Source organism: Plesiomonas sp. PI-19 (genome assembly GCF_021368255.1).
GTDB classification, from domain to species: Bacteria; Pseudomonadota; Gammaproteobacteria; order Enterobacterales; family CAMTGL01; genus Plesiomonas; species Plesiomonas shigelloides.
On the sequence record NZ_JAJNMQ010000002.1, the window covers coordinates 243,944 to 267,054 of the forward strand.

Consider the following 23,111-nt stretch of genomic DNA (forward strand, 5'->3'; position numbering starts at 1 on the left):
TGAAACCGGTGCAAAACGCAAAGTGTATCAGCAACAAGATGCAGTGAGGAGCCAGAGTACGCGCTTAAATCCGATACCCCCACACTGCATCCATCAGCTTCACCATCAGCGCTTTGGATATTGCGTCAGGATCGCGCTCGGGCAAATACTCGACAAAATCCGCACCGATAAATCCCGCACACGAGGCCACCGAATGCACCAGATGCAGCGCTTCGCGTGCACTCAAGCCACCCACATTCGGCGTCGCACACGCGCGAAATAGACTGCCGTCCAGCGCGTCATAATCAAAGGAAAGGTAGACATGATCGTAATCGCGCTCCAGCTCACGACACAAACGGCGCACGACTTCGCCAAAGCCCAATTGCTCTATCAACGCCATGTCAAAACAGGTGATCCCCAAATCACGGATCAGCGCGTATTCACACGGCATCATATCGCGCACACCAACATAAAACAGATTAGTAGTCGCCAGCTCTCGCTCCACAGGCACAGACCAACCATGATACGGATAGCGATTCATCAGCATCGCCAATGGCTTACCGTGCAAGTTGCTATCCAGCGTATGGTTACAATCGGCGTGCGCATCCACCCAGACCACCGCCACTTTTTTATCCTGCTCCTGCTGATAGAACTGCAATGCCGCTTGTACGCTGGCAAACGCAATGGCGTGATCGCCGCCCAACGTCAATGGCACCCTACCGGCGCGATACTGCGTTAACAGCATCGCATGCAGATCTGCGCAATATCGCGCCAAGGCCTGATCTTTGAAGCCCCGTTCATCGGGCGCACCGTCAACCAGTTGTGCCAACAGCGCCCATACCTCAGGGCTAGGTAAGACATCACCGGCATCGACGATATCTGCGCCCCAGCGCGCATTTCTCACCGCCATCCATTCGCTCAGCCCCGGCTCACTGTCTGTCGACTCACGTAATTGCGCTGCCGTATTCGCGCGCGTGGTGACACAGCCCATCTGATTAAAAGGCGCGCCAACCAGCGCAAAACGCCGCTTGGTGTGCGTATCGGTAAGCGCCTCGCTCGACCTACTGGTGGTTTTATGCTGCCTCAATTCAATTTTCACCCACACCTCCTGTGCACTTTTCGTTTATGTGTGCTTTGCGATTACGCGCCTGACTTAGCTTGTACGCGCACGCCACACAGTTAGCCGATACCCATAGTGTTGTTCTACGCTAACACGGCAACCCATGTTGTCAGCTTGACGGAAACAATACGCACACAAAAATGCGGCCAACCTCCTGCACAGGCCGCCCGAGTTGCAGCCTGCGCAGTGTGACCCACCTCATAACGTGACCAAGAGTTTTATGTATGTATGGAGTGTCAACGCTATCCAACAAAGCAGCGACCGAATTCGGTGCTACGCTTTACAAAGCAGAGGGTTAAGAAATAAGGAAAGCATGTCATGGAAAGACAACTGACCACGAGCCCCGTCCCTGCCGAATCTGGTGAGATCTGGTTGGTCATGGACAGCCGCAGCATCGGTGGCATCGAAAACCATGTGTTTATTCTGGCAGACGAGTTACGCCGTCACGGATTAAATGCCGTGGTGGTACTGATGGCCGATTATGGCTCTAGCCCCAATATCAATCGCATGAAACGGCTCAATCTCCCCTATCGATTGTGCCAAAATACCCAAGATTTCCTTCGTCAATTAAAAGCCCATCCGCCACTGCTGTTACATTCACACGGCTATAAAGCCGGGATCATCTGCCGCTTGCTGGGCCGTTGGTATGGCTGCAAAGTCGTATCCACTTTTCACTCGGGGGATTTAGGGCGTGGGCGGGTACGTTTGTATAGCCTCATTGATCTGGCGACCGCTTTTTTAGGCCGCCGCATTGCGGTGAGCCGTGCTATTGCGCGCCGCCTCCCTCCGCCGGTTACGGTGATCGCCAACTTTGTCTCTCTCCCACCACGTGCCGCAGTACAACCGGAGCCTGCCTTTCGAGTCGGCTTTGTTGGGCGACTGAGCCATGAAAAAGGTCCCGATCTGTTTTGCTCTCTGGCCGCACTTCATCCACGCGCCGAATTCCATGTGTATGGCGATGGCCCCATGCGCAGCGCTTTGGAGGCCGATTATCTGGGCCATGTGGAATTTCATGGATTTTGCGCTGACATGAGTGAAGTCTGGCCACAGATTGATTTACTGTGCATTACGTCACGCGCCGAAGGGCTGCCACTGGCCGCCTTAGAAGCCATGGCCAATGGGATCCCAGTTTGCAGCTTTGCGATTGGTGGACTCGGTGACTTAATTACCCACGGTGACAACGGCTGGTTACTGCCGGCCGGCGATCTGAATGCCATGAGTCAGGCGCTACATGAGTGGCAACAATTACCAACGGCCGAATACCGCCGGCGACAGCAGTGTGCGCGGGAAACCATTCGCCAGCACTACACACCAGAAACGGCATTACCGCAAATTATTGCGGTATATCAACGCGCCTTAGGGCCACAAGCATCGCGCTTACACGGGTAATCGGTACGCCGCTAGTTATTAGCCATGGCCTGCTGCAACAGGGCTAACACCGGCGCGTAGGTCTGCTCGGCACGAAACGCGGCCGCCAGTGATTGTCCGCGCAGCCCTATCGCTGGGATCTGTGCCGGACTTAGCGCCAAAGTTTGCAGCTGCAGTGCCAAATCCTCAGCATCCATCGGTCGATATTTAATACAGCTAACGCCGTGCTCCAGTTGCTGATCCCAAAATGCGCCATCTTGCGGGATCAAGACGCACAAGCCCGCCGCTAACGCCTCCAGTACCGACAGCCCAAACGGCTCACGCTCACTGGTGGAGACAAACACCGAGCAACGTCGGCGGATGGCATCTAAATCCGCCGGCGCTTCATGCCAATACACGGTGCTCGCTTGAGCATTCGGCGCACGATTTACTTCGCGCGGCGCATCGGTCACCGGTAACAGCGTATCTTTGGGTCGCAAAAAGCAGATATGCGCCGTATAAGCGGCGACACATTGTGGTGATTCCAATGCCGCCAGCAGCACATCCAAACCTTTCCATTTGAGCAATGACGCCGCCCAAAACAGACGTAACGCTGGCGCATCTACATCTGCCGCCATTACCGGTGATGGCCAACGCTCCGCAGGAAGACCGTTATGTAATGCCAGCCAATGCGGGCGTTCAATACTGTCATCGCGATCACTTTTTATCATCGCTGTAGGTGCATCCGCTGGCGCTAATCGACGCAACGCCGCCTGCAGCGAAGGCGCAGCACCAGGGACATAAAACACATAATTGGCGCGCAACAAACAACGTGCACAAGTGCGTGAAGGCGCAACCGGCCCATGTACCAGTTGGACAATGGTTGCCGCCGGCCACACGTTGCCCAATGACACGGCACTGAGATACAACGATAAATCTACCCCCGGCCCAGAACCGCCCACCAATATCGCCCGACGCCCTAATCGGCAGCGCTGAACCAGCACTTGCAGCGCTAAGAACAAATGACGCGCAAAGTAGCGCCAGCCTGATTCGGCATTACGGCATCCCGGTAATTCATACAACGGCACGGTTTCCCAATGGGGCGAGTTTTGATCTGCATTCGCGCTATCGTTTTGCAAGTGATTTCCTGCCGCTGACTGCCAGCTAGAGGGATCGCGGGTCAGCACGGTTATCTTTACTGCATGCCGGTTACTCGCATCAGCCTTGAGCAGCCCTAATAACGCGCGATTTGCCACTTTCGAGCCGCCATTAAAGGCGATGGGATCGAGCAACAACAAGTGAGCTACTCCCTTTTTGCTGGCGTTGCTGAAATCTGGATCTGCATTATTTCGGCTTTCATGATTTGCGCTCATGCTGGTTTTCCCCCTAAACGCTGCTGCACGCGCTCACCTAGCCAGCGCAAGCAACTCCCGGCGCAGCGCCAGCCATCACGCCAATGCAAGGCACTCTTCGGTGTACGCAACAAATCCTGATAGGCCGCGCTGATATCCGCCACATAGCGCTGCACCGAAAATTGGGCGCGTACCCGCACTCGGCCTTGCTGACCTAACTGCATGCGTAGCCCAGGATTTTCATGTAATTCACGGATTTTATCCGCCAAAGCCTGCACATCGTCTGCGGGAACCAGTAACCCCGTGTCATGATCCAGCACCACCTCGGCGATCCCGCCCACATCAGGCGCTATCACCGGTAATCCCGCCCAACCGGCTTCAGCCAATACCAGCCCAAATACCTCTTCACGTGCCCCAGAGATAAATACGTCGGCACCACCTTGTAGCCAACCACCCACGTGCCCGTCTTCACCGGCCAGAAAAACCTGCTGCTGTAGGTGTAAACGCGCAATTTGCTCAGCCAACGCCGCCTGCTCTTCCCCGGCCCCCACGATCACCAACGCCACCGATAAACCGTTACCCTGTAACTGCGCCACAGCATCAATCAGCAAATCCATGCCTTTACGCCGAATGAGCGAGCCGACCGACAGCAACAGCAACTGCTCAGGAGCAATCGCAAACCGCGCCCGAATATCGATCGCCGGATGCGCAGCTAAACGCGCGGCATCAATGCCATTGGGGATCACTCGGCATCGATGGGCGAGCATGCCGTCAGCCAGCAAACCAGCAATCACCGGTTGGCTGACCCCGATAGCGAGCGAGACTTGGTGCAGTAGCAGGCTATATCGATCACGCGCCTGATAGCGCGCATGTAAATGCGCCAATAACGGAACGCCTGCGGTGCGTGCTGCTGGCACCATCCACTGACACGGGGCGCCGCTATTGCAATGCACCAAGGCAATCTGGTGTTTTTGCAGTAGTCGACATCCCTCTTGGTATAAACGCCAGCTAGCCCGTATATCCATACGCGGAGTCTCCCAACCGCCTAATAGCGTAAATGGGCTGTATTCGGTTTCGACCCCCAGCGCTTTTACGGCACTAAGCAGCGTACGACTGTTACTCCACACCACGGGCCGATACTGCGCGCGATCAAGGTGCGCCAGTAAATCAAGCAAGCAACGCTCACTACCGCGGATCCACTCCTCACCGTAGTGCACATATAAGAGATTAATGGCCATGGGATTGATCTCCGGTTGGCGGTGGCGAAGTGGAACTGTGTGAATTGGCCTGGTAAGAGGAACTCTGGTCGGTAAATGATGGTTTTTCCGACACGTTCGTTATCGCTTTTTCTACTCTCGTGTTTTCTTCTGCGCGCTTTTCTGCAACATGCTTTTCTATGGCGCGGATCCCGGCCACCGCTAAGGCCAATTGCAAATACACCGGCCAAGTAAAACCTTGCGTTAAAAAGGTGCCCGAGACACAAAAGCCCACCATGCTGGCTGCCACCCCATTAATGGCAATGGCTACGGGATAAGGCTCGGAGCGATCTAATTTCAGCGCAACGCGCCAGACATGAAATAAGGTGGTCAACAGCATCAACATGAAAACCGCAAAGCCGAGGAAACCGGTTTCCGACAGCACGTTAAACCACGTTGAATGCACCGCATGATTAAGCCCATCCCAATGTGGGCTGTAGAAATAGTAGTTGTAGTAAAAATTATTCAACCCGACGCCACGAAATGGGTGCGCTAATGCCATGCCCCACGCCGCTTCCCACGCATATAAGCGCCCCATCGCCGAAGCATCAATACCCTCTTCAGCCGCGCCGCCCGAGCTACGATCGCTGATCCCTGCAACGGCAAACAGCACCAGCAGCACCATCGCGGCAAGGGAAAAGAGCAGCATTTTGGACTTGATACGCCGATAGGCAAAAATCCCCATCACAGCGCAAATTCCCAGTAAGCCACCACGGCTTTGGGTAGCCACAATCGCCAGCAGATTGACAATAAAACCAGCAAATCCCAGCAAGCGATCCCATTTACCTGCTCGCGACTCTAACGCGCTCGCGAGAGAAAATCCGGCCGGAAACAGCAATACCAACGCCAAATCATTGGGGTCGCCCAACACCGAGCCCAATTCACGGCCAATCGTAACGCGAGTTTCCTCCACCAATCCGATGCCGGCACTTTTGTTATACAGCGCCACCGAACCCACCAAAAGCCCACTCAGAATGAATACTCGCGTGGCCATGGCAAAGTGCGCAGGTTTTTCCATCAACCAAGCAATGGCAAAGGTCATGGTGACGATTTTCACGTAGGTACCGTTCCACGCCGCTAACGCTTCACCACGATTAGAAGCGAGCAGCGCGCCGATCGTTACCAAGATAAAAAACAGCGCCAGCCAGGTAAACTCTCGGCACCAAAATGGCCGGATCGTCTTGGATATCAAGGTATGCCACAGCAATACCGCCAACGCGCCCACCGCCAACAACTGCGGTAAACGCAGTGGATTTAGCTGCGGGATCACTTCATGGATACGGAAAAACGAAAAAGCGACAAACGCTAACATCACCACAAACGGAAAACGCAGTGCAAACAACACCGCCAGTACCACGGCACCCAACACCGGCCCTAAGACCGGCAACGGGACAAACCACCACAGCAGCGCAGACAGCAGACAAAAAAGGACGCAAGCCGCCACGGCTTTCATACCGCGCAGCCCGTCAGTTACTGAAACAGGTGTATGCTCTGGCCCAGCCATAACGCCACCACCATCACGATAGCTGCACTCACCACGCCATACCAGCGGTATGGCAGATACAACAGTTTCTGGCTAAAGTACAAAAACAGCGTTGCTCGTAACCCATTCACCACAAATTGACTGGCAATGACACCGGCAACGCCAAAGTGTGGGATCAATAACGCATAACCCAATACCCCTACCGCGCTGCATAGCAGATGGATATTCATCTGTAATCGGCTATCACGCTGGCTATAGCAACCCACATTCATCAATTCAGATTGTGTCTTTAACGCCATCGCGGCCACCAGCCACGGTACCAATTTAATTGCTGGATGGTAGCTCTCGGGGGTCAGCAGCAAAATCAAGTAAGGTGCCACCAGCCCTACACCGCCCGCTAATAAATAGCCAAGCGCCGCGCCTAATTCGGCAAAATCGGCATTCTTTCGTAATCCACCAGTTTCACCGAGAAATTGAAACCGCTTGGGATACCACCACAATGCAAACGGCTGTAAAACCAGCCCTGCGGCTAACGCAAACTTTCCTGCTACCGCATAGTAAGCCAGCTCAGTTTCACCGGCAGCGCCAGCTAACCACCAGCGATCCAAGCCTGCAACTGCGAACCCTGCTAACCCACTGACTAAAATAGGGATTCCATAGCGCAAATACTGCATGCCACCACGCATTCGCCACGTCAATCCCGTGTTATGCCATTGCCAGCCGCCCATCAACAGCGCTTGACCGAAGGTGGTAATGGCTCCCACCATCACAACGCCTTCCACGCCCATCCCCCAGCGCAAACTCAGCCAGATAAACAGTGCCTGCACCACCACGCGTCCCGCGGTGCACAGGAAAAAAAATCGCGCCATGCCCTGCATGCGCAGCCATGCCAGCGGAATGCCAATCACACCCTCCAACACCACCGAGAGCAATGTCCAACGAACCAGTGACGCTGTCACATTTCCCGGTAGCCAGTGTGCAATTTGTTCGGCAAACGGCATCAACAGCAATAAGCCAATGAGTGCTATCAACAAGGTTTGGGTGAATAACACACCAGCGGCTTGCTGGCGCGTAGCCTCACTATCGGCTAACCCCGCAAAACGATACAACGCATCCACTAATCCCAACCCGAGCAATAAAGTACCGATGTTGACTAACGCCAGCAGCACTTCCAGTTGGCCATACTCCGCCGGCGACAGATAGCGCGTAAAAACCGGCAGCATGATCAAGGAGATCCCTTTCATCAAGATCAGGCCAAGACCATAAAAAAACATTTGCTGCAACGCGGAAGGCAGTCGGATGCGCATAAAAAATCCGTTAAACACGTCAGTGTGTATACTTATGTTTATAGCCAAAGACGCCAATTCACGCCTGCAGAAACTGGCTAAAAACGCAAAAGATGCTTAATCATTAAGTATTAGTCAGTATTCGGGAGCATGCCGCATGATGATCGTCCAGCGCCTCCGTCAATGGGCCAAAGCCGGTAACAGTCCACTGGCTCGCAATTTATGGTCGACCGCCAAAGCGCTGCGCACATGGTCCTGTCCGGTGATCCCAGCGATTCACCGTCCGCTGTATGCGCTGCATCAACTGCTGAAAAATTCGTTCGCGTCGTTCACTCGCATTTTTTACTGGACGCCACTGTTCAAAACCCGCCTCGCCCAACCAGCGCCACACTTATATCTCTACAGCGGCATGCCACAATTGATCGGGCCGCTGTATATCCAAATCGGTAGCCATTGTCAGATCAGCGGTATCTCTTCGTTTATCGGCCGACAAGGCACGCGTCCGGTCGAATTGCACATTGGTGATCGTTGCCATATCGGCTGGCAAACCACCATTGCCGTGGGGCGCAAAGTGATTTTGGGCGATGATGTATATATGGCGGGAAAAGTCTTTCTGGCCGGTTTCCCCGGTCATCCGCTCAACCCCGAAGAGCGAGCCGCCGGTCTACCAGAGCACGATGAGCAAACGGGTGATATTATTTTGGAAGACAAGGTGTGGTTGGGCACCGGCGTGATGGTTAATGCTGGCGTGCGTATTGGCGCGGGCACGGTAGTTGCCGCCGGTAGCATTGTCACCCATGACTTACCAGCGCGGGTATTAGCCGCCGGAGTTCCAGCCAAGGTGATTCGCGCCTTACCCGAGTCAGAGCCTATGCGCAGCACCGCGCAAGAAATAGACGCTGACACCACCTCGCCGTCAACCACCAATGCAACTTACTCGCAGGAAGACCCAACATGCTCCCGCCACTGATTGTTTTTGGTGAAGACTGGGGCGCCCATCCCAGCAGCACCCAACATCTCATCAAACGGCTCACTGCCGAGCGACCGGTGATTTGGGTCAATTCCATTGGCTTGCGCCGCCCAGGGTTTAACCGCCGAGATTTGCGCCGTGTATGGCAAAAATTGCGGGCGCTATTACAACACCAATTCGCCACGAAGCCCGCAACGAATCAGGCTGAATCCGCTCCGACAACAAGTGCCACCACTGCGCCCAACTCACCACCACAACCCACCGTTATTGCGCCACTGGCGCTCCCTTTACCGGGCGTGGGTTGGGCCAGAGCCATCAACCGCCGCTTATTGCGGCGCCAGATTCAGCGCACCTTACAACAACTGCAACTGACTGACTGCCAGCCGGTGCTCTGGTTATCATTGCCCACTGGCGTTGATCTGATCGGTCAGCTCAATGAACGAGCCGTGATTTATTATTGTGGCGATGATTTCTCCGCTTTAAGTGGTGTTGACCATACGGCAGTGAGCCTGCTGGAGCGCGAGTTAGCCGAAAAAGCCGACTTGATCTTGGCCGCCAGCCCCGCGTTAGTGCAGCGATTCCCTGCCGATAAAACCCAGTTATTGCCACACGGCGTGGATATCCGCCTGTTTTCCACCCCGCAGGCGCGCGCCGCCGATCTGCCTAGCGGAAAACCCATCGCCGGATTTTATGGCAGTATTTCCGAATGGATCGATACTGAGTTGCTGGCACAAACCGCTGAACGCCTACCGCACTGGAATTTTGTCTTAATCGGCCCGATTCAAACCGATATTGCTCCACTACACGGTAAGTCGAATATCTTTTTACTCGGCCCACGGCCGCATCACGCCCTACCAAGCTATGTGCAACATTGGCAGGTGTCTATGCTGCCTTTTCGTGATAATGCCCAGATCCGCGCCTGTAACCCGCTAAAACTGCGCGAATATCTGGCGGCGCAAAAACCGGTAGCCAGCACTGATTTCCCCGCGTTAGACGGATACCGCGAATTGGTGCATGTCGGCACAGATGCCGACCGTTTTACGCTAGCCATCCAACAGGCGGCGCTGGATGCCCCCGATACGCAGGCCTTTCACGACTGGTTGGCGCAAAGCTCGCCTGATTGGGAGGCCGTACTGGCATTAACCCAACCTCGCCACGCGCGCGGTGAAAGTGTCAGCCAACAAAGCTGGGAAGCGCGCGCTGACGACTTAAATCGTCTTCTCGACAGGCTGTAATACTATGCAGGCTAAACAGCCCTCAAGATGGAATAAGCCAGAATGGAAAAATCCAAATTGGGTGCGACAGATAATATCGCGCACACGGTGTCTACTCACACATGGGATGCCACAACCCTCATCGATCCTAGTGAGCGTAGTGCTGTGCGCAATGCTTATTGGCATTTCAACCTCTGCCCTCGCAACGCCCCAACCCGCAACCATATCGGACACACACACACTAGAGCTATTGAAGAGCTCTGGTTCTGAATCTAGCGCTGGCACTGTAAGTGACACTGTCACCCTCCCTTATGAGCAGCATTTTTCTCCAGCAACAACGTGGAACACTAATGATGATCTGGTCATTGAAGGAAACAATCCTTCTGATCGCCAAGCTCTGCTGGTGATCCGACTGGACGATGTGAATTCCACCGGATATTCCTCGCGCATTAATGAAGAGCGTGATATCCCGACGGGGCAATTTCGACTGCGCATCGCGCTGGCCTCGCTGCTAACAGCCGAAAAAAAACGCCCGGATCTGAGCCGCCTGACGGCTCTGTATCTGTTCACTGCGCAGCCACAAGGCATCACCTTGCAAAAGCTTTCGCTGCAACGTGGATTGCGTTTTGCCGATGAGATATTGGCTTGGGATTTCGGTGACAGCCAACGCGCCCCCTTCAGTGGCTTTACCCGCATCGGCCCACAAGACGTTCACTTGCAAGGACGCCCCACCGCCACCACCCGCAGCGGCAGCTTTGCGCCGTTTAATGATGGCTTACGTGGCGTGAATCAGATAAAAATTCCCCTCCCCGCAGGCCAATATCAGTTACGGCTGTGGAATCGCGATCCCGGCGAATGGGAATTACTTCCCCATCCATTGGAGCGGCGTGTACGCGTGAACGGCCAAGCCATTTGGGAGCAGCACCTAACACCGGAGAAATGGATAAAAGACATTTATCTGGCCGGCCGTAACCAAGAAGCACTACCAGCACAAACCACTCAGCCCCAGAGCATCGCCAACACGCAAGAGGCGGCTGCTCAACAACTGCTCCCAGAACAGCTGGGAAAATTGAGTACGCGCGTGGCGCATCCGGGCGGCGATCTAATTATTGATTTGGAAGGCGATTCCCCTGATGCCCAGTACATCTCTGCGTTACTACTGTGGCCAGATGCTCGGCGGCCTGATACATCGCCAAGCGCCGCTGATACGCCAACACCGGAGCAACAGCTGAGCCAAAGGCTGACGCAACTGTTTCATGAAAACTGGCATATTAACCCGCACCCTCTAGCACCGGAGCAAGCCATTAGTTTAGCGCTACCGAGCCAAGACGTGATGCCAAACCAAGGGGCAAATTCAACCGCTGCAGCTATAACCTTGCTAGGCAAGGTCGCCGGCAACAGTCATCTGAGTGTCGATCTCAAGCTAGATACGGCATCCTTGCCACACGCAGTTAACGCATCGCTGCACCTATCGCCGTTTGTCCCAGCCGTTGCTAAAAATCAGACTGACCGCGATACCTCCATAACCCCTTCAAACACCATCTTGCCCGCCGAGCTGCGCTGGGGGCAGTGGCACTGGGTTCGCGAACCGGCACAAGGTCACCAACTACACGCGTCCGCCAGTTATTTACGCACCGATCTGGATAGCGTTCCCCTTACACCGGCGAGCCCCCGCTACCTGCATCTGGTCATTAGCGTACCCGAAGGTACGCCTGCCGGAGACTATCAGGCAACATTACAGCTGCAAATTGGCGAGCAGCGCTACGCCTATCCATTGCAAGTTCAGGTGCTCGCGCTGCAACTGCCGGATATCCCAATCCCTGTTGGGGTATATTTGGATGCAGCGCCACATCTGAACTGGTTTGATGCAGAGCAAACTACACGACAAAGCGCCTGTGATTTACGTTGGCTAGCTAATATTGGTCTTAGCATCCCAGCCCCCGCACTGGCCACACCAGATGATCAAAATACCGCGCGTTTTGAGCGAGATTTACGGACCGCCATGCAGTCAAACCGCTATTTACCGCTGCTGGCCTACACCCCCTTAAAACGGCTGCGCGACAATCTTGGCGATAAAGCCGCCATCATGCATATCGCCGAAGTGGAGCGCGAGCATCCGCAGGTGCTGGCGTGGAGTCTGGCCGATGAAGCCGACAGCGGACAAATCCCCACCCTGCTGAGCTTTGCCCTAGAGCTACGTGCGCGCGTACCGGATATCCAACTGGCCGGCCAACTTAATCACCCCAGTCAAACGGCGCTACTGCCGGCCCTCTCACTGGTGCTGATCAATGACGGCTTTGGCGCTTCCGCGCACAACATCGCGCAATTGCAAAAAGAGGGAAAACAAGTTTGGCTGTATAACCTCGGCGCATCGCGGCTGGCGGCAGGCTTTTATCTGTGGCGCAGTGGCGCGCAGGGGTATCTGCAATGGCATGCCCGTATGCCGACCGCCGATCCGCTTAATCCTGTTGATGGGCGCGAAGCGGATTTTCAATTTTTGTATCCGCCGATGAACGTTTGTACGTTACCGGATACCGATCGCAGCTTGTTTGCATTACTGGAAGGCACGGACGATCTGCGCTGGTTACATTGGCTCGATAGCCAAAGTCAGCATATGGAAGCGGCTCGATTACTGCGCGACAAAATTTGGCAACGGATCCCTGATACTTGGCAAGCCGCGCAGCAACTTTCTCCGGCCCAATTGCAGCAGTGGCGAAGGGAAATTCAGCAGCTGGCCAACTAGATTCGCCAAATAATTGCTGAGCGATCACTTTATAATCACAAACTTTACATATAATGATTTACATATGTAAAACATAACGTTCTGTGCAATATATGTACACTGTGTTTATGTACTAAAAACTATGTACTACAAAAATGCACTACACGCAGGGATGATGCTTAACGTACAGATCACTCGCGCCAAACGGCATCACCGCGTTTAGCCATGAGCGAATTCAGCCGACTTATCGCAAGGACAGTGAAACCGTATGAACCGCCTGACGCAAACCGCAAGCTTGATGTTACTGCTGTGTCTGACAGGCTGCGCCGCCAGCACCAGCACATCGGGCGGCAAAGTCACTTTGGCTCAACTCGAAGCGCTGCGTGTTGGGCAGCAAGCCTATCGTCCAGCCTTTTCCGGCCACTATCCACAAAATGAAATTGCGCTACCCACTGACACCGAAAAACAGCTGCATCAATTTTTAGCCCAGCAAGATCCGTCGGCCATTACCGTTTCGGTTGGCAATAGCGCCGGCGATCCACTGCAAAGTGCACGTATCGCCCACCAGCGGCTCAAATATATTGAAAAAATGCTGGCCGCTCGGGCCATTGATGTCAGCCTGCAATACAAGCCTGATGCCGAGCCGGATAGCCTAAATATCGAGGTGGGCCGTGAATGACAATCTCTCCGTCTCTTTGTGCCTGATTTTTAATGGCGCATGGCGGCGGCGTTATCTGATTGCGATTCCCTTATTGCTGATGCCCATACTGGCAACACTGATAGGCTTGTTCACGCCCAAACAATACCATTCGCACACCACATTGCTGATTCAAGAAACCGCCAAACTGAATCCGTTTTTGGAAGACCTCTCGGTATCCACCAACCTTAAAGATCGCTTCGCGGCACTCGATAGCCTGCTACACAGCCGGTATGTGTTACAACGCGTTATCGAGGATGCGAAATTACTGCCCAAAGATGCGCCACAAAGCGAATATGACAGCAAAATTAATCAGCTTTCTGCCGCCGTAACCTTAAGTTTGGTCGGTAGCGATCTGGTGCAATTAACATTCAAAACCCAGCAACCGCAAGACAGTGCTGTGATCTTACAAGCCATCAGCGAACGCTTTTTAGAAAACGTTCTGGCTCCTGAACAATCCTCCATCAGCGGCTCGGAAAAATTTCTCAAAGAGCAAATCACTAAACAAGAGATAGAGCTAAACAAGGCCGAGAAAAATCTGGCCGACTTTAAACGAAGCCAATCCGCGGAGCTGCCGGATTTGTACAGCGCCAACGTGAATCGCCTGCATGCGTTAAAAGATAAAGAAGAGGAAAAACGCACTCAACTGGCCGGTGCAAAAGCGGCACTGGCGGCGCTACAAACGGGAATATCACAAGTCAATCCGGTGATCGCCAATCTGGAGCAGCAAATCGTTAATACCACCAATGAAATTGCCTTATTGCGTACCCGTTACACCGATTCACACAGCAAAATTCAAGCCGCGCTGTATCGCCTGCACCAACTCGAAGATGAGCGCCAAGCGCAGATGAACGCCATCCCCAAAATAGACAGTACCGACTTAAACCAACTGCTGAACTTATCGCAAAACAGCAACCGAGAACAAAGCAACGGCAACAACAAGAATGACACTTTGCTCGACTCCCAACTCAAAGAGCTGCAAAAAGCTGCCACCAGCGTCAAAGCGTTGCAAGAAGAGGTTAACAGTATCAACAAGCTGATCCGCGAATCAGAAGAGAGCGTAGGCAGTTTTGGTGATGTTGAGCGCCAAATGTCAGAGCTTGAGCGTAACTTACAGGTGCAACGCGAGCTATATCAGGATCTGCTGACACGCTATAAAAAAGCGCAGGTCACCGGCGCTCTCGGGCAATTTGAAAAAGGCGATCGGGTTAAAGTCATCGATCCGCCATTCATTCCGACCTCCCCGAGTACGCCGCCATTGATTGTCTTTATTTTGGCCGGGATCGTTGCCGGGCTGGGTATTGGGATAGGTTTTGCCGTCATCGCAGAAATTACCGACAGTACCGTGCAGCGTAGCGACAAGCTGACTATGCTGATAGGAGCGCCAGTATTAATACGAATTCCTTACAACAAGGAGATCGCTCACTATGCCAACCGGCCGGAGCAGAATCATCCAGATAGTTCAGCATCTCGCGCCGGGGGGCATTGAAACACTGGCGCTTGAATTGCACCGAACATTTCGGGAACAGCATGACAGCCTGCTGATAAGTCTCGAAGGCAATTACGCCAGTGCCAGCGCACATTGGCCACGGCTGACCGAATTTCAACACGAGCTGATCTTTTTAGACAAACAACCCGGTCTGCAACCGAGCTTACTGGCTCGCTTATATCGTTTGTTGCGCCAGCAAAAGCCGGATGTTGTACATACCCATCACATTGGCCCTTTACTGTATGGCGCGTTGGCTGGACGTTTGGCGAAAGTGCCTTGCTTAGTACATACCGAACATGATGCATGGCATCTGGAAAACCCCAAACGGCGCAAACTGGCCGCGCTGTTATGTCAACTCGGCCACCCTCATTTGGTGGCTGATTCAGAGCAAGTCGCGTCTGCCATGCGCCAGTATCTACCGGGTTGTCAGCCCGAGGTAATTCTCAACGGAATTGATACTACGCGCTTTACCCCAGCCGACCATCACAGCCGAATAGCTGCCCGGCAGGCGCTAGAATTACCCCTTGATGTCCCACTGATAGGCTGCGCCGCGCGGCTAGAGGCAGTGAAAGGCCACAGCAACTTGCTACAAGCACTCAGCCAATCACTCACACTGTGCCCATCGTTACATCTGGTACTCGCTGGCACCGGCTCACTCGATGCCGCCTTGCGTCATCAAGCAGCCGCGTTGGGGTTGCACGATCGGGTGCACTTTGCCGGCTTGCTCAGTGACATGACCGCCTTTTACCACACGCTTGATGGCTTTTGTCTGGCCTCACAAGCCGAAGGGTTACCCCTGTCGCCCTTAGAGGCACAGGCCTGCAACGTTCCGGTGGTACTGACCGATGTCGGTGGCTGCCGAGAATGCACCGAGCCATCTACCGGTCAACTGGTGCCTTACGGTGACATCCCAGCGCTGGCAGCGGCCTTACAACGCTGTGTCAGTCAGCCTGCGAGCACTGCGCCGCGCCAGTTTGTTGAACGCCATGCCAGCTTAGCGAGCATGGCGGCACACTATCTGCGCCTATACCAAATTAGTGATACGTCAGGAGCACGCCTATGTGGAGCATAATAGCTGATGTACTGTTTGCCCTGCTGGCCTTTTTGATTGTCTATCATCATTTGCTCTATCCGTTGCTGCTGAAAAAACTCAGCCGCCGCAAGCACTCGCCTGCACCTGATATTCCGCAACGCCAATATCGCGAACAAGCCGAAGATAGCGATTTACCGGATATCACCCTGATCATTCCAGCCTACAACGAAGCAGCCAGTATCGCCGATAAGATCCGCAACCTGGCGTCACAAGACTACCCCGCTGCGCACTTTAATGTGGAGATCCTGTGTGACGGCTGCACCGACAATACCGCAGATTTAGCCCGCTTGGCACACGCCGAGCCCGAGTGTCGCTGGTTGCCGCTGACCATCCGTGCGTTTAGTACCAACCGCGGTAAAATTGCGGTGATTAACGAGGCAATTCAGCGCGTTCAAACACCGATTGTCGCTTTCAGCGATGTATCCGCTTTATTGCCCGTCGATACCTTGTTAACCGCTGCCGTGCATTTCCAACAACCGGATATTGGGGTAGTCGGGCCGGGCTACCGCATTTTAAATGCCGGTTCACAGGGCGAATCCCACTATTGGCAGTACCAAACCCAAATCAAACTCTCGGAATCAGCCTTAGGCTCGGTACTCGGCATGCACGGTGCTTGTTATTTTATCCGCCGCGAATGTTTAGAGCCTCTGCCGCCCGATACCATTAACGATGACTTTATCCTGCCTATGCTGGCGATCAGCAAAGGCTATCGCGCCGTGTACGAGCCGCGCTGTCTTTCACTCGAGTTAGAAACCAGTGATAGCGCATTAGAATCGCGCCGTCGGCGGCGGATTGCGGCGGGCAATACCCAACAGCTATGGCGCTTGCGTCACCTACTCAACCCACGTTATCGCTGGGATGCATTCAATTTTTTCTCCGGCAAAGGGCTACGAGTCTTGATGCCGTTTTGCTTGGTGGGCGTATTTGTGATTTCACTGCTACGCGCGCCGCACTCGCTGTTTTTTTTATTGCTACTGATTGCACAACTTTGCGGCTATCTGACTATTATTATGGTTAACATGACACCTCGCTATGCATGGCCTTCAATTGTCAAAAAAGTGCAGTATTTGGTGAATGGTCATTGGTATAACTTGATCGGAGCCTGTCGTTATCTGGCCGGGAAAGAAAAAGGCCGCTGGTCTCGTGCCGGCGAACAGGGAGAAAAATGATGGGACACTATATTCATCCTGTCACTGCACAAGCCAAACGCGCCATGGACATTCTTGGTGCACTGACCGGAATCATCCTGACATTACCGCTGTGGCCGCTGATTGCCTTAGCCATCAAATGGGAAAGTCCGGGGCCGGTGTTCTTCCGCCAGCAACGGGTCGGGCGCATTTATCCGGATTACATCGAATTTTTTTACATGATTAAGTTCCGCTCTATGCGTCAGGATGCGGAAACCAAGACCGGCGCCGTGTGGGCAACGAAAAATGATCCACGTGTCACCCGAGTGGGCAATTTCTTGCGTAAAACCCGATTAGATGAATTGCCACAATTTATCAATGTGCTGCAAGGGGACATGTCCTTAATTGGCCCCCGCCCAGAACGTCCACAGTTTTGCCATAAATTGGAAGCTGCCATTCCCTTTTATGTGGAAAGAACCTACGGCATCGCTCCCGGCATTACCGGTTTGGCACAAGTCAGTCAGGGATACGATGAAACACTGGATGATGTAAGAAGCAAGCTGGCTTATGACCTCGCGTATTCACTGGCCCTCACCAGCCCGTGGAAATGGATCAAACTGGATCTCAATATTGTGTGGCGCACCCTGAAAGTCATGGTCGGGAAACGCGGACAATAACAAGGCAGGACAACACCATGAAACCGATGATGTATACTCTTAATAACTGGCAAGTGGTTACGCTGACCGGCGAGCTGGATGCGCTGTTTGTCAGCGAACATCGTGATGTATTTGAAACGCTAGCCGTGCGTGAAAGCAGTGTGTTGGCAGATCTGAGCGAGGTGCATTTTATTGATTCATCCGGCATTGGCGCACTGGTGTTTTTATATAAGCGATTGAAAGCTAAAAATTATGATCTGGCACTGATTTGTGATAACGGTCAGCCACGAGAATTGCTTAAACTGCTGCATATCGATAACACCTTACACTGCTACAGCTCGTTGAAGGAGTTTATTATGGCTAATAATGAATAATTAAAATTTTATTTATAATAAATAATTATATCCATTCGTTCCACAACACTTTAATGCGCTGTTTTGCAGGAACGCCAAATGAAATACTATCAATGTCGTGGGTTAGCGCTGTTTTTTTTGTTACTGGCCACCGGATGTTCCCAGTGGCCTCCCCACGGCGTTGGCGGGATGGCTGAACGGCGGCCGACACAATTACCTTCACCCTATGATTCTCCGGATAACCGTCACAATATCGAGAAAATTATTGCCTATAACAAAGAGGTCGAAAATAAACTCCATGTAATTCGGCCGCAATTGCAGCAATGCATGCCCGGTCGGCTGATGCAATTGGACCAACAGAGTATATTAATCCATCGCGAGCTGCATGCCCGCCTGTGGTACGATACCTTATATAACATTGACCGACTGGATAAAAATATCCAACAAACCACCAGTGATCTGAACCAATTACAACAAAAAACAGGATGCGGAAAATCAGCGGGATATACACTCAGTAAGTGGTCATTGCTGTAATTTTGCGCCATACAAGGAGAGTGGCATGTTGTGGCTGCGGACATTAAAACTCACGGGCATCGGGATTATTGCCCTGTTTTTCTCTTTTGCGCTGTATGCGCAACCTGTCGATGACAACATTAAATTGCGACCGGGCGATCTCATTTTTATTAATTTGCCCGGTGAAAGTGCATTTGAAAATCCCTTTCAAATTACCCGCACGGGTAATGTGCGTTTACCCGAAGTAGGCGAAGTCAACCTACTCAATCTCACCTTGCCACAAGCCAGTGACAAAATTCGGCAACGTTTAAAATCGGTCTACAAAGATCTCTCTGGTTTTAGTGTCAGTATCAAAGAGCGTTTATTGCTGATTAATGTCATGGGATATGTGCGCAAACCGGGCAATTATCAGCTGCCGGAAGAGGCCAATGTGCAGTTAGCCGTGGAATCTGCCGGTGGATTGGTGCCGGGAGCCCAGCTGAGTAATATTCAGGTGCAGCGTAATAACCAGAAATTAGCGTTTGACTACAAACACTATCTGGATACCGGTGATAGCAGCAGCATGCCGGCACTGCAGACACTGGATACCGTTTTTGTGCCCGCTTCACCGTTAACCGGTAATGTTCAGATTGATTTTGACGCCGCAACGCTGTCCAAAAGTGGCGATGCCGCCGATGCCCAGCGAGCAGTAAAAGTATTTGGTGAGGTCAATACCCCGGGGGCCTACAGCTTAAAATCCGGTGACAGCGTCATTGATATGCTGATGCGCGCAGGCGGCGTGACACGCTATGCGGGCGTAGAGCGTATCCGAGTAATTAGCGATAACCAACCCACCTTGTTTGACCTGAAAAAGTTTCTCGATACTGGCGATAAGAGTTTTCTGCCGACCTTAAGCCCCGGCAGTACCATTTTTATCCCCAAGGATGAAGAGCAGATTAAAAAAGGCGCCAGAACCGTTTATATCATGGGAGAAGTAGCCAAACCGGGGGCCTATGAAAGCCGTCCGGGTGATTCTTTTATGGATATTTTGGCTAACGCCGGTGGCCCTACGCGCTATTCGGAAAGTCGTCAAATTCGCATCATTCGTGCCAATGGCAGCATCGAGCCGTTCGATTTACAAGGCTATACCGAAGGGCTCACTAAGCGCGCCTTACCGCCAATTAACCCCGGTGATGCTATTTTTATTCCAGAAAAAACCGATATTAATGAAAAATCGTGGCTCAAGGTCGCACCAAGTCATGCGGTTATGGTGATCGGGCAAGTCAATAAGCCCGGCCGTTATGAGTGGTCAGATGAAATGTCGTTGCTGGATTTATTGGCCAATGCCGGTGGTCCGTCTGACAAAGCAGACACCTCGAAAATCCAGATCTTGACCACAGCCGGTAACGGGCAAGCCAAGCCGCTGTTTTTTGACCTGAATAATTTCCTGAAAAACGGCGGTAATCTGAGCCAAATACCGACCATTCGCGCAGGTTACACCATTACGGTGCCGCAACTGCCTAACGATCCGAAAGACAATAAATCGCAATGGGTGCAACAAGCGCCAGAAAACTCAATTTATATCATGGGACAAGTCGGCGCTCCCGGTCGCTACGCCTTTACCTCCGAGATGGGCTTTTTAGATATTCTGGCCGCCGCCGATGGCCCCACCGATAAAGCGGATCTGCGCAATATCCGTATCGTGCACCGTAACGGCAACACCGCCAACGTCAGTAAGTTGGATCTCTCGGTGTACTTTGAAACCGGCGATGAGAGCCTGCTGCCAAAAGTGGTCACCGGCGACTCGATTTATATCCCGGAAAAAGATCGGCTTTGGCTCGATACCAGCAAAGAGTCGACCGTGCGCATCATGGGTGCCATCGGTAAACCGGGGCGTTATCGCTTTAATGAAAGCATGACCCTGCTTGACCTGCTCGCAGAAGCTGGCGGCCCCACCAGCTCAGCCTATGTGCAAAAAATTATCGTCGCCAACTTATCGGAAAGCGGCAAAAACGATCAGGCGCGTACCTTCGATCTCCTGAGCTTTATGCAGCAGCCTGATTACAGCCGTCTGCCAATCCTGCGTGCGGGCGATACGGTGTATATACCGGATACTAAAGACAGTAATTGGTCGATATTTATGGATGGCATGCGCGATGTCTTTACCATGCTCTCGGTAGTGACCTTACTGATCAAGATCTGAGGAGCGCGCCATGAATACCAGCGAATACCACAAAGAGATCGATATCCTGTTTGACCGTACACAGGCCAAAGGTATTCGCTCGCTGGCTATTACGTCATCGGTACATCAAGAAGGCGTGTCCAGTACCGCACTGGCCTTGGCGCAACGTGGTGAGCAAGCGGGGTTGAATGTCTTGCTGCTAGAGCTCAACACCAGCTCGCCGATCCTGCCTAGCCTGTATCCGGGGATAATTAGCAAAAATTTCCCCGATATTTTCCGGATCTCCGCCTATTTTTCCTGTGCCAGTACCGTCGTACACTCCGCACTGAGTGATATCTGGCAGCGCAAAAACTTTATTGCCTTTTTGCAAACTCAGCGTGAACTGTATGATCTGATCATTGTGGATGTTCCGCCAGTCACCAGTGATGAAACCAAATATCTGCCCAGCGAGATCATCTGCTCCTGCTGTGATGCCACCTTGCTCTGTGTCTTGTTCTCCCGCACGCAAGAGTCGGATGTAAAAAGCGCCCTGAAAAAGCTGCATCACACGGAAACCCATATTTTGGGTTATATCGCCAATGATTGTTTTAATCCACCACTGGCCGATGAGCTGATCCGCGAAACATATCGGCTAGAAAGCTATGCTCCGGGGTTGATGGCACGTTTGCGTCGCCGACTCAGTAAATCCCATCTCCTTTCCCTGCGCATATAGGTTCTGCTATGAAACCGCATGAGTGGACATTTAAAAAACCGGCGACACTGGCTGCGATCCGTGAGCTACGCTCGCATGTGAATGCCGTGTTGAGTCGCCATAATGTGGCAGTCCAAGAGAGTCAGCACTGGCTACTGGCGGTATCGGAATTAGGCACCAACATCGTTAAACACGCGACACCGGCGGCCAGCTATATCCTGCTGACACTCTGTCTGACGCCCGAGGGGTGGAGTTTACGTTTTGAGGATGATGGTGGTGCGACCCAAGCACACACCGAGCCGAGTGCGCTTCCCGACGAGCTCAGTGAAAGTGGTTACGGCATTGCCGTGATCCGCACCTTGTTTGCGCGGGTGGATTATCAACATACCGCGGAAGGGCTCAATTTACTGGTGGTCGCCGCACCATTTTGTGCCCAGAAAAAACCGGTGATTGTGGTGGTGGATGATGACCCCGTGATCCGGCGCTTGATCCTAAGCTACCTAGAACATGAATACACCTGCGTGCCCTTTTCTGCCGCCGAAGATGCCATCCCCTATATTCTCGGTAATCAAGTAGACTTGATCCTCTCAGACATTGCTATGCAAGGCATGGACGGCCTGAGCCTGCGCAAAAATCTCTCCGGCCAACTAGAAACCGATATTTTGCCGTTTGTGTTTATTACCGGTGATGACAGCGGCCATGTTCGGCAAACCGCCGCGCGACTCGGGGTGGATGACTATCTGGTTAAACCGGTAAAAAAAGCGGCGCTGCTGGATATTGTCTCGCGAGTATTACAACGCAGTTTGCACCTGAAAAACCGCATCAGCCAACGGTTAGACCCGAAGGTGACTGCTGGCTTACGCCCGTCTCTACCCAGCCAAATAGGAAGTTACCGCTTGGCGGTAGAAAGTCGGGTAGCCTCAGCGGGCGGTGGCGATTATCTGCTGCACAATCACTCGTTGCTGCTACTTGGCGATATTATGGGGCACGGGGAACAGGCCAAATTCTTTGCCTATGCCCATGCCGGTTATTTTCGCGGTCTGATTTGCGGGCTGTATAAAAATGAAGGCGTGGATATTTTGCTTAATAGCCTGTCACAAAGCATGCTCAATGACAGCCTACTGAGCGGTGCGTTAACCACCTGCATTGCCGCAGAACTGGGTGAGCAGAGTGTTTCTCTGGCCTGTGCCGGTCATCCGCGACCTTGGCTAATTCAACCTGACAAAGTAGAGATATTGCCGATCACCGGCATGTTGGCTGGCATTGCGGAGGATACGCGTTATAGCAAGCTGGAGCTGACGCTCGCCGCCGGTGAACGGCTAATGCTGTACACCGACGGTTTATTGGAATCGCGCAGCCAAACTCGTGCTCAACTGTATCACCATGAACTCGAACAGCTACTCTTAGCCACGCTCTCGCAACCCATTGAGCAAGCCGCGCGGGCGATCGCGCAGTGGTTTGATCATCTGCACGGTGGCACGCCAGAAGATGATATGACGGTAGTGCTGATCGAGCACGTATCAACGGCCTAATCACGCGAGCCGCCGTCACTAAGAACTAAGAGTTTTTGGCATTCTGTTTAATACACGTGACTTACGTGCA

Annotated in this window: 19 protein-coding genes; 14 read left to right on the forward strand and 5 right to left on the reverse strand. The window is 52.9% G+C overall.

Features of this window, described 5'->3' with window-relative positions; translation table 11 throughout:
• Positions 1–64 precede the first annotated feature (64 nt).
• Positions 65–1,078: an arginase family protein gene (locus tag LQ901_RS16010; RefSeq protein WP_233672435.1), complete on the reverse strand. Its 1,014-nt coding sequence runs from the start codon at positions 1,076–1,078 to the stop codon at positions 65–67.
• A 339-nt stretch (positions 1,079–1,417) separates the two neighbouring features.
• On the opposite strand from LQ901_RS16010, the gene LQ901_RS16015 reads away from it, so the two are divergent.
• A complete protein-coding gene (locus tag LQ901_RS16015; RefSeq protein ID WP_233672436.1) occupies positions 1,418–2,488 on the forward strand; it encodes a glycosyltransferase family 4 protein in 1,071 nt (356 codons plus the stop codon).
• Positions 2,489–2,499: 11 nt separating this feature from the next.
• Here the strand turns inward: LQ901_RS16015 and LQ901_RS16020 are convergent, their stop codons facing one another.
• From LQ901_RS16020 to LQ901_RS16035, 4 genes are read right to left on the reverse strand one after another with little or no spacing between them, the layout of a single operon-like run.
• Entirely contained in the window at positions 2,500–3,819 is a 1,320-nt protein-coding gene (locus LQ901_RS16020) for a glycosyltransferase (protein WP_233672437.1), read from the reverse strand.
• Positions 3,816–5,036, reverse strand: coding sequence for a glycosyltransferase family 4 protein (locus tag LQ901_RS16025; protein WP_233672438.1), 1,221 nt, complete (start codon positions 5,034–5,036; stop codon positions 3,816–3,818). Before LQ901_RS16025 ends, LQ901_RS16020 begins: the two co-directional genes overlap by 4 nt.
• Complete coding sequence (locus LQ901_RS16030; protein ID WP_233672439.1) at positions 5,026–6,558, reverse strand: O-antigen ligase family protein; 1,533 nt, start codon at positions 6,556–6,558, stop codon at positions 5,026–5,028. The genes LQ901_RS16025 and LQ901_RS16030 overlap by 11 nt, the downstream gene beginning before the upstream one ends.
• Positions 6,525–7,844 (reverse strand): lipopolysaccharide biosynthesis protein, encoded by a 1,320-nt coding sequence (locus tag LQ901_RS16035; protein WP_218572266.1) that lies wholly within the window; start codon positions 7,842–7,844, stop codon positions 6,525–6,527. The genes LQ901_RS16030 and LQ901_RS16035 overlap by 34 nt, the downstream gene beginning before the upstream one ends.
• Before the next feature lie 136 nt (positions 7,845–7,980).
• Here LQ901_RS16035 and LQ901_RS16040 point away from each other — a divergent pair, with 136 nt between their 5' ends.
• The 13 genes from LQ901_RS16040 to LQ901_RS16100 all read left to right on the forward strand — a co-directional run bounded on the left by LQ901_RS16040 (position 7,981) and on the right by LQ901_RS16100 (position 23,041).
• Positions 7,981–8,793: an acyltransferase gene (locus LQ901_RS16040; RefSeq protein ID WP_218572265.1), complete on the forward strand. Its 813-nt coding sequence runs from the start codon at positions 7,981–7,983 to the stop codon at positions 8,791–8,793.
• Positions 8,778–10,028 (forward strand): glycosyltransferase, encoded by a 1,251-nt coding sequence (locus tag LQ901_RS16045; RefSeq protein WP_152136558.1) that lies wholly within the window; start codon positions 8,778–8,780, stop codon positions 10,026–10,028. Before LQ901_RS16040 ends, LQ901_RS16045 begins: the two co-directional genes overlap by 16 nt.
• A 382-nt stretch (positions 10,029–10,410) precedes the next feature.
• The gene (locus LQ901_RS16050; protein WP_152136556.1) at positions 10,411–12,750 is read left to right on the forward strand and encodes a hypothetical protein; all 2,340 of its coding nucleotides are present in this window, start codon (positions 10,411–10,413) and stop codon (positions 12,748–12,750) included.
• A 247-nt stretch (positions 12,751–12,997) separates the two neighbouring features.
• On the forward strand, positions 12,998–13,408 hold the full coding sequence (locus LQ901_RS16055; protein WP_052181283.1) for a hypothetical protein: 411 nt from the start codon (positions 12,998–13,000) through the stop codon (positions 13,406–13,408).
• Entirely contained in the window at positions 13,401–14,915 is a 1,515-nt protein-coding gene (locus LQ901_RS16060; protein WP_010863118.1) for a GNVR domain-containing protein, read from the forward strand. The genes LQ901_RS16055 and LQ901_RS16060 overlap by 8 nt, the downstream gene beginning before the upstream one ends.
• 16 nt (positions 14,916–14,931) lie before the next feature.
• Positions 14,932–15,987, forward strand: coding sequence for a glycosyltransferase (locus LQ901_RS16065; protein ID WP_233672440.1), 1,056 nt, complete (start codon positions 14,932–14,934; stop codon positions 15,985–15,987).
• Positions 15,975–17,177 carry a glycosyltransferase family 2 protein gene (locus tag LQ901_RS16070; protein WP_152135621.1) on the forward strand — a complete coding sequence of 401 codons (1,203 nt, stop codon included), beginning with the start codon at positions 15,975–15,977 and terminating at the stop codon, positions 17,175–17,177. Before LQ901_RS16065 ends, LQ901_RS16070 begins: the two co-directional genes overlap by 13 nt.
• Positions 17,177–17,812, forward strand: a complete 636-nt coding sequence (locus tag LQ901_RS16075) for a sugar transferase (RefSeq protein ID WP_010863115.1) — start codon at positions 17,177–17,179, stop codon at positions 17,810–17,812. The genes LQ901_RS16070 and LQ901_RS16075 overlap by 1 nt, the downstream gene beginning before the upstream one ends.
• 17 nt (positions 17,813–17,829) lie before the next feature.
• On the forward strand, positions 17,830–18,165 hold the full coding sequence (locus tag LQ901_RS16080) for an STAS domain-containing protein (RefSeq protein WP_010863114.1): 336 nt from the start codon (positions 17,830–17,832) through the stop codon (positions 18,163–18,165).
• A 78-nt stretch (positions 18,166–18,243) separates the two neighbouring features.
• On the forward strand, positions 18,244–18,678 hold the full coding sequence (locus LQ901_RS16085; protein ID WP_010863113.1) for a hypothetical protein: 435 nt from the start codon (positions 18,244–18,246) through the stop codon (positions 18,676–18,678).
• 25 nt (positions 18,679–18,703) lie between these two features.
• Positions 18,704–20,839 carry an SLBB domain-containing protein gene (locus LQ901_RS16090; protein ID WP_152135622.1) on the forward strand — a complete coding sequence of 712 codons (2,136 nt, stop codon included), beginning with the start codon at positions 18,704–18,706 and terminating at the stop codon, positions 20,837–20,839.
• A 10-nt stretch (positions 20,840–20,849) separates the two neighbouring features.
• The gene (locus LQ901_RS16095; RefSeq protein ID WP_152108696.1) at positions 20,850–21,530 is read left to right on the forward strand and encodes a hypothetical protein; all 681 of its coding nucleotides are present in this window, start codon (positions 20,850–20,852) and stop codon (positions 21,528–21,530) included.
• An 8-nt stretch (positions 21,531–21,538) separates the two neighbouring features.
• The gene (locus tag LQ901_RS16100; protein WP_152135623.1) at positions 21,539–23,041 is read left to right on the forward strand and encodes a SpoIIE family protein phosphatase; all 1,503 of its coding nucleotides are present in this window, start codon (positions 21,539–21,541) and stop codon (positions 23,039–23,041) included.
• Positions 23,042–23,111: the final 70 nt, after the last annotated feature.

Bases quoted from the DNA above. Each gene is read 5' to 3' on its own strand.
- LQ901_RS16035 (WP_218572266.1), bottom strand. From the start codon at position 7,844: ATGCGCATCCGACTGCCTTCCGCGTTGCAGCAAATGTTTTTTTATGGT.
- LQ901_RS16095 (WP_152108696.1), top strand. From the start codon at position 20,850: ATGAATACCAGCGAATACCACAAAGAGATCGATATCCTGTTTGACCGT.
- LQ901_RS16070 (WP_152135621.1), top strand. From the start codon at position 15,975: ATGTGGAGCATAATAGCTGATGTACTGTTTGCCCTGCTGGCCTTTTTG.
- LQ901_RS16025 (WP_233672438.1), bottom strand. From the start codon at position 5,036: ATGGCCATTAATCTCTTATATGTGCACTACGGTGAGGAGTGGATCCGC.
- LQ901_RS16015 (WP_233672436.1), top strand. From the start codon at position 1,418: ATGGAAAGACAACTGACCACGAGCCCCGTCCCTGCCGAATCTGGTGAG.
- LQ901_RS16090 (WP_152135622.1), top strand. From the start codon at position 18,704: ATGTTGTGGCTGCGGACATTAAAACTCACGGGCATCGGGATTATTGCC.
- LQ901_RS16040 (WP_218572265.1), top strand. From the start codon at position 7,981: ATGATGATCGTCCAGCGCCTCCGTCAATGGGCCAAAGCCGGTAACAGT.
- LQ901_RS16080 (WP_010863114.1), top strand. From the start codon at position 17,830: ATGAAACCGATGATGTATACTCTTAATAACTGGCAAGTGGTTACGCTG.
- LQ901_RS16075 (WP_010863115.1), top strand. From the start codon at position 17,177: ATGGGACACTATATTCATCCTGTCACTGCACAAGCCAAACGCGCCATG.
- LQ901_RS16085 (WP_010863113.1), top strand. From the start codon at position 18,244: ATGAAATACTATCAATGTCGTGGGTTAGCGCTGTTTTTTTTGTTACTG.
- LQ901_RS16045 (WP_152136558.1), top strand. From the start codon at position 8,778: ATGCTCCCGCCACTGATTGTTTTTGGTGAAGACTGGGGCGCCCATCCC.
- LQ901_RS16055 (WP_052181283.1), top strand. From the start codon at position 12,998: ATGAACCGCCTGACGCAAACCGCAAGCTTGATGTTACTGCTGTGTCTG.
- LQ901_RS16020 (WP_233672437.1), bottom strand. From the start codon at position 3,819: ATGAGCGCAAATCATGAAAGCCGAAATAATGCAGATCCAGATTTCAGC.
- LQ901_RS16100 (WP_152135623.1), top strand. From the start codon at position 21,539: ATGAAACCGCATGAGTGGACATTTAAAAAACCGGCGACACTGGCTGCG.
- LQ901_RS16030 (WP_233672439.1), bottom strand. From the start codon at position 6,558: ATGGCTGGGCCAGAGCATACACCTGTTTCAGTAACTGACGGGCTGCGC.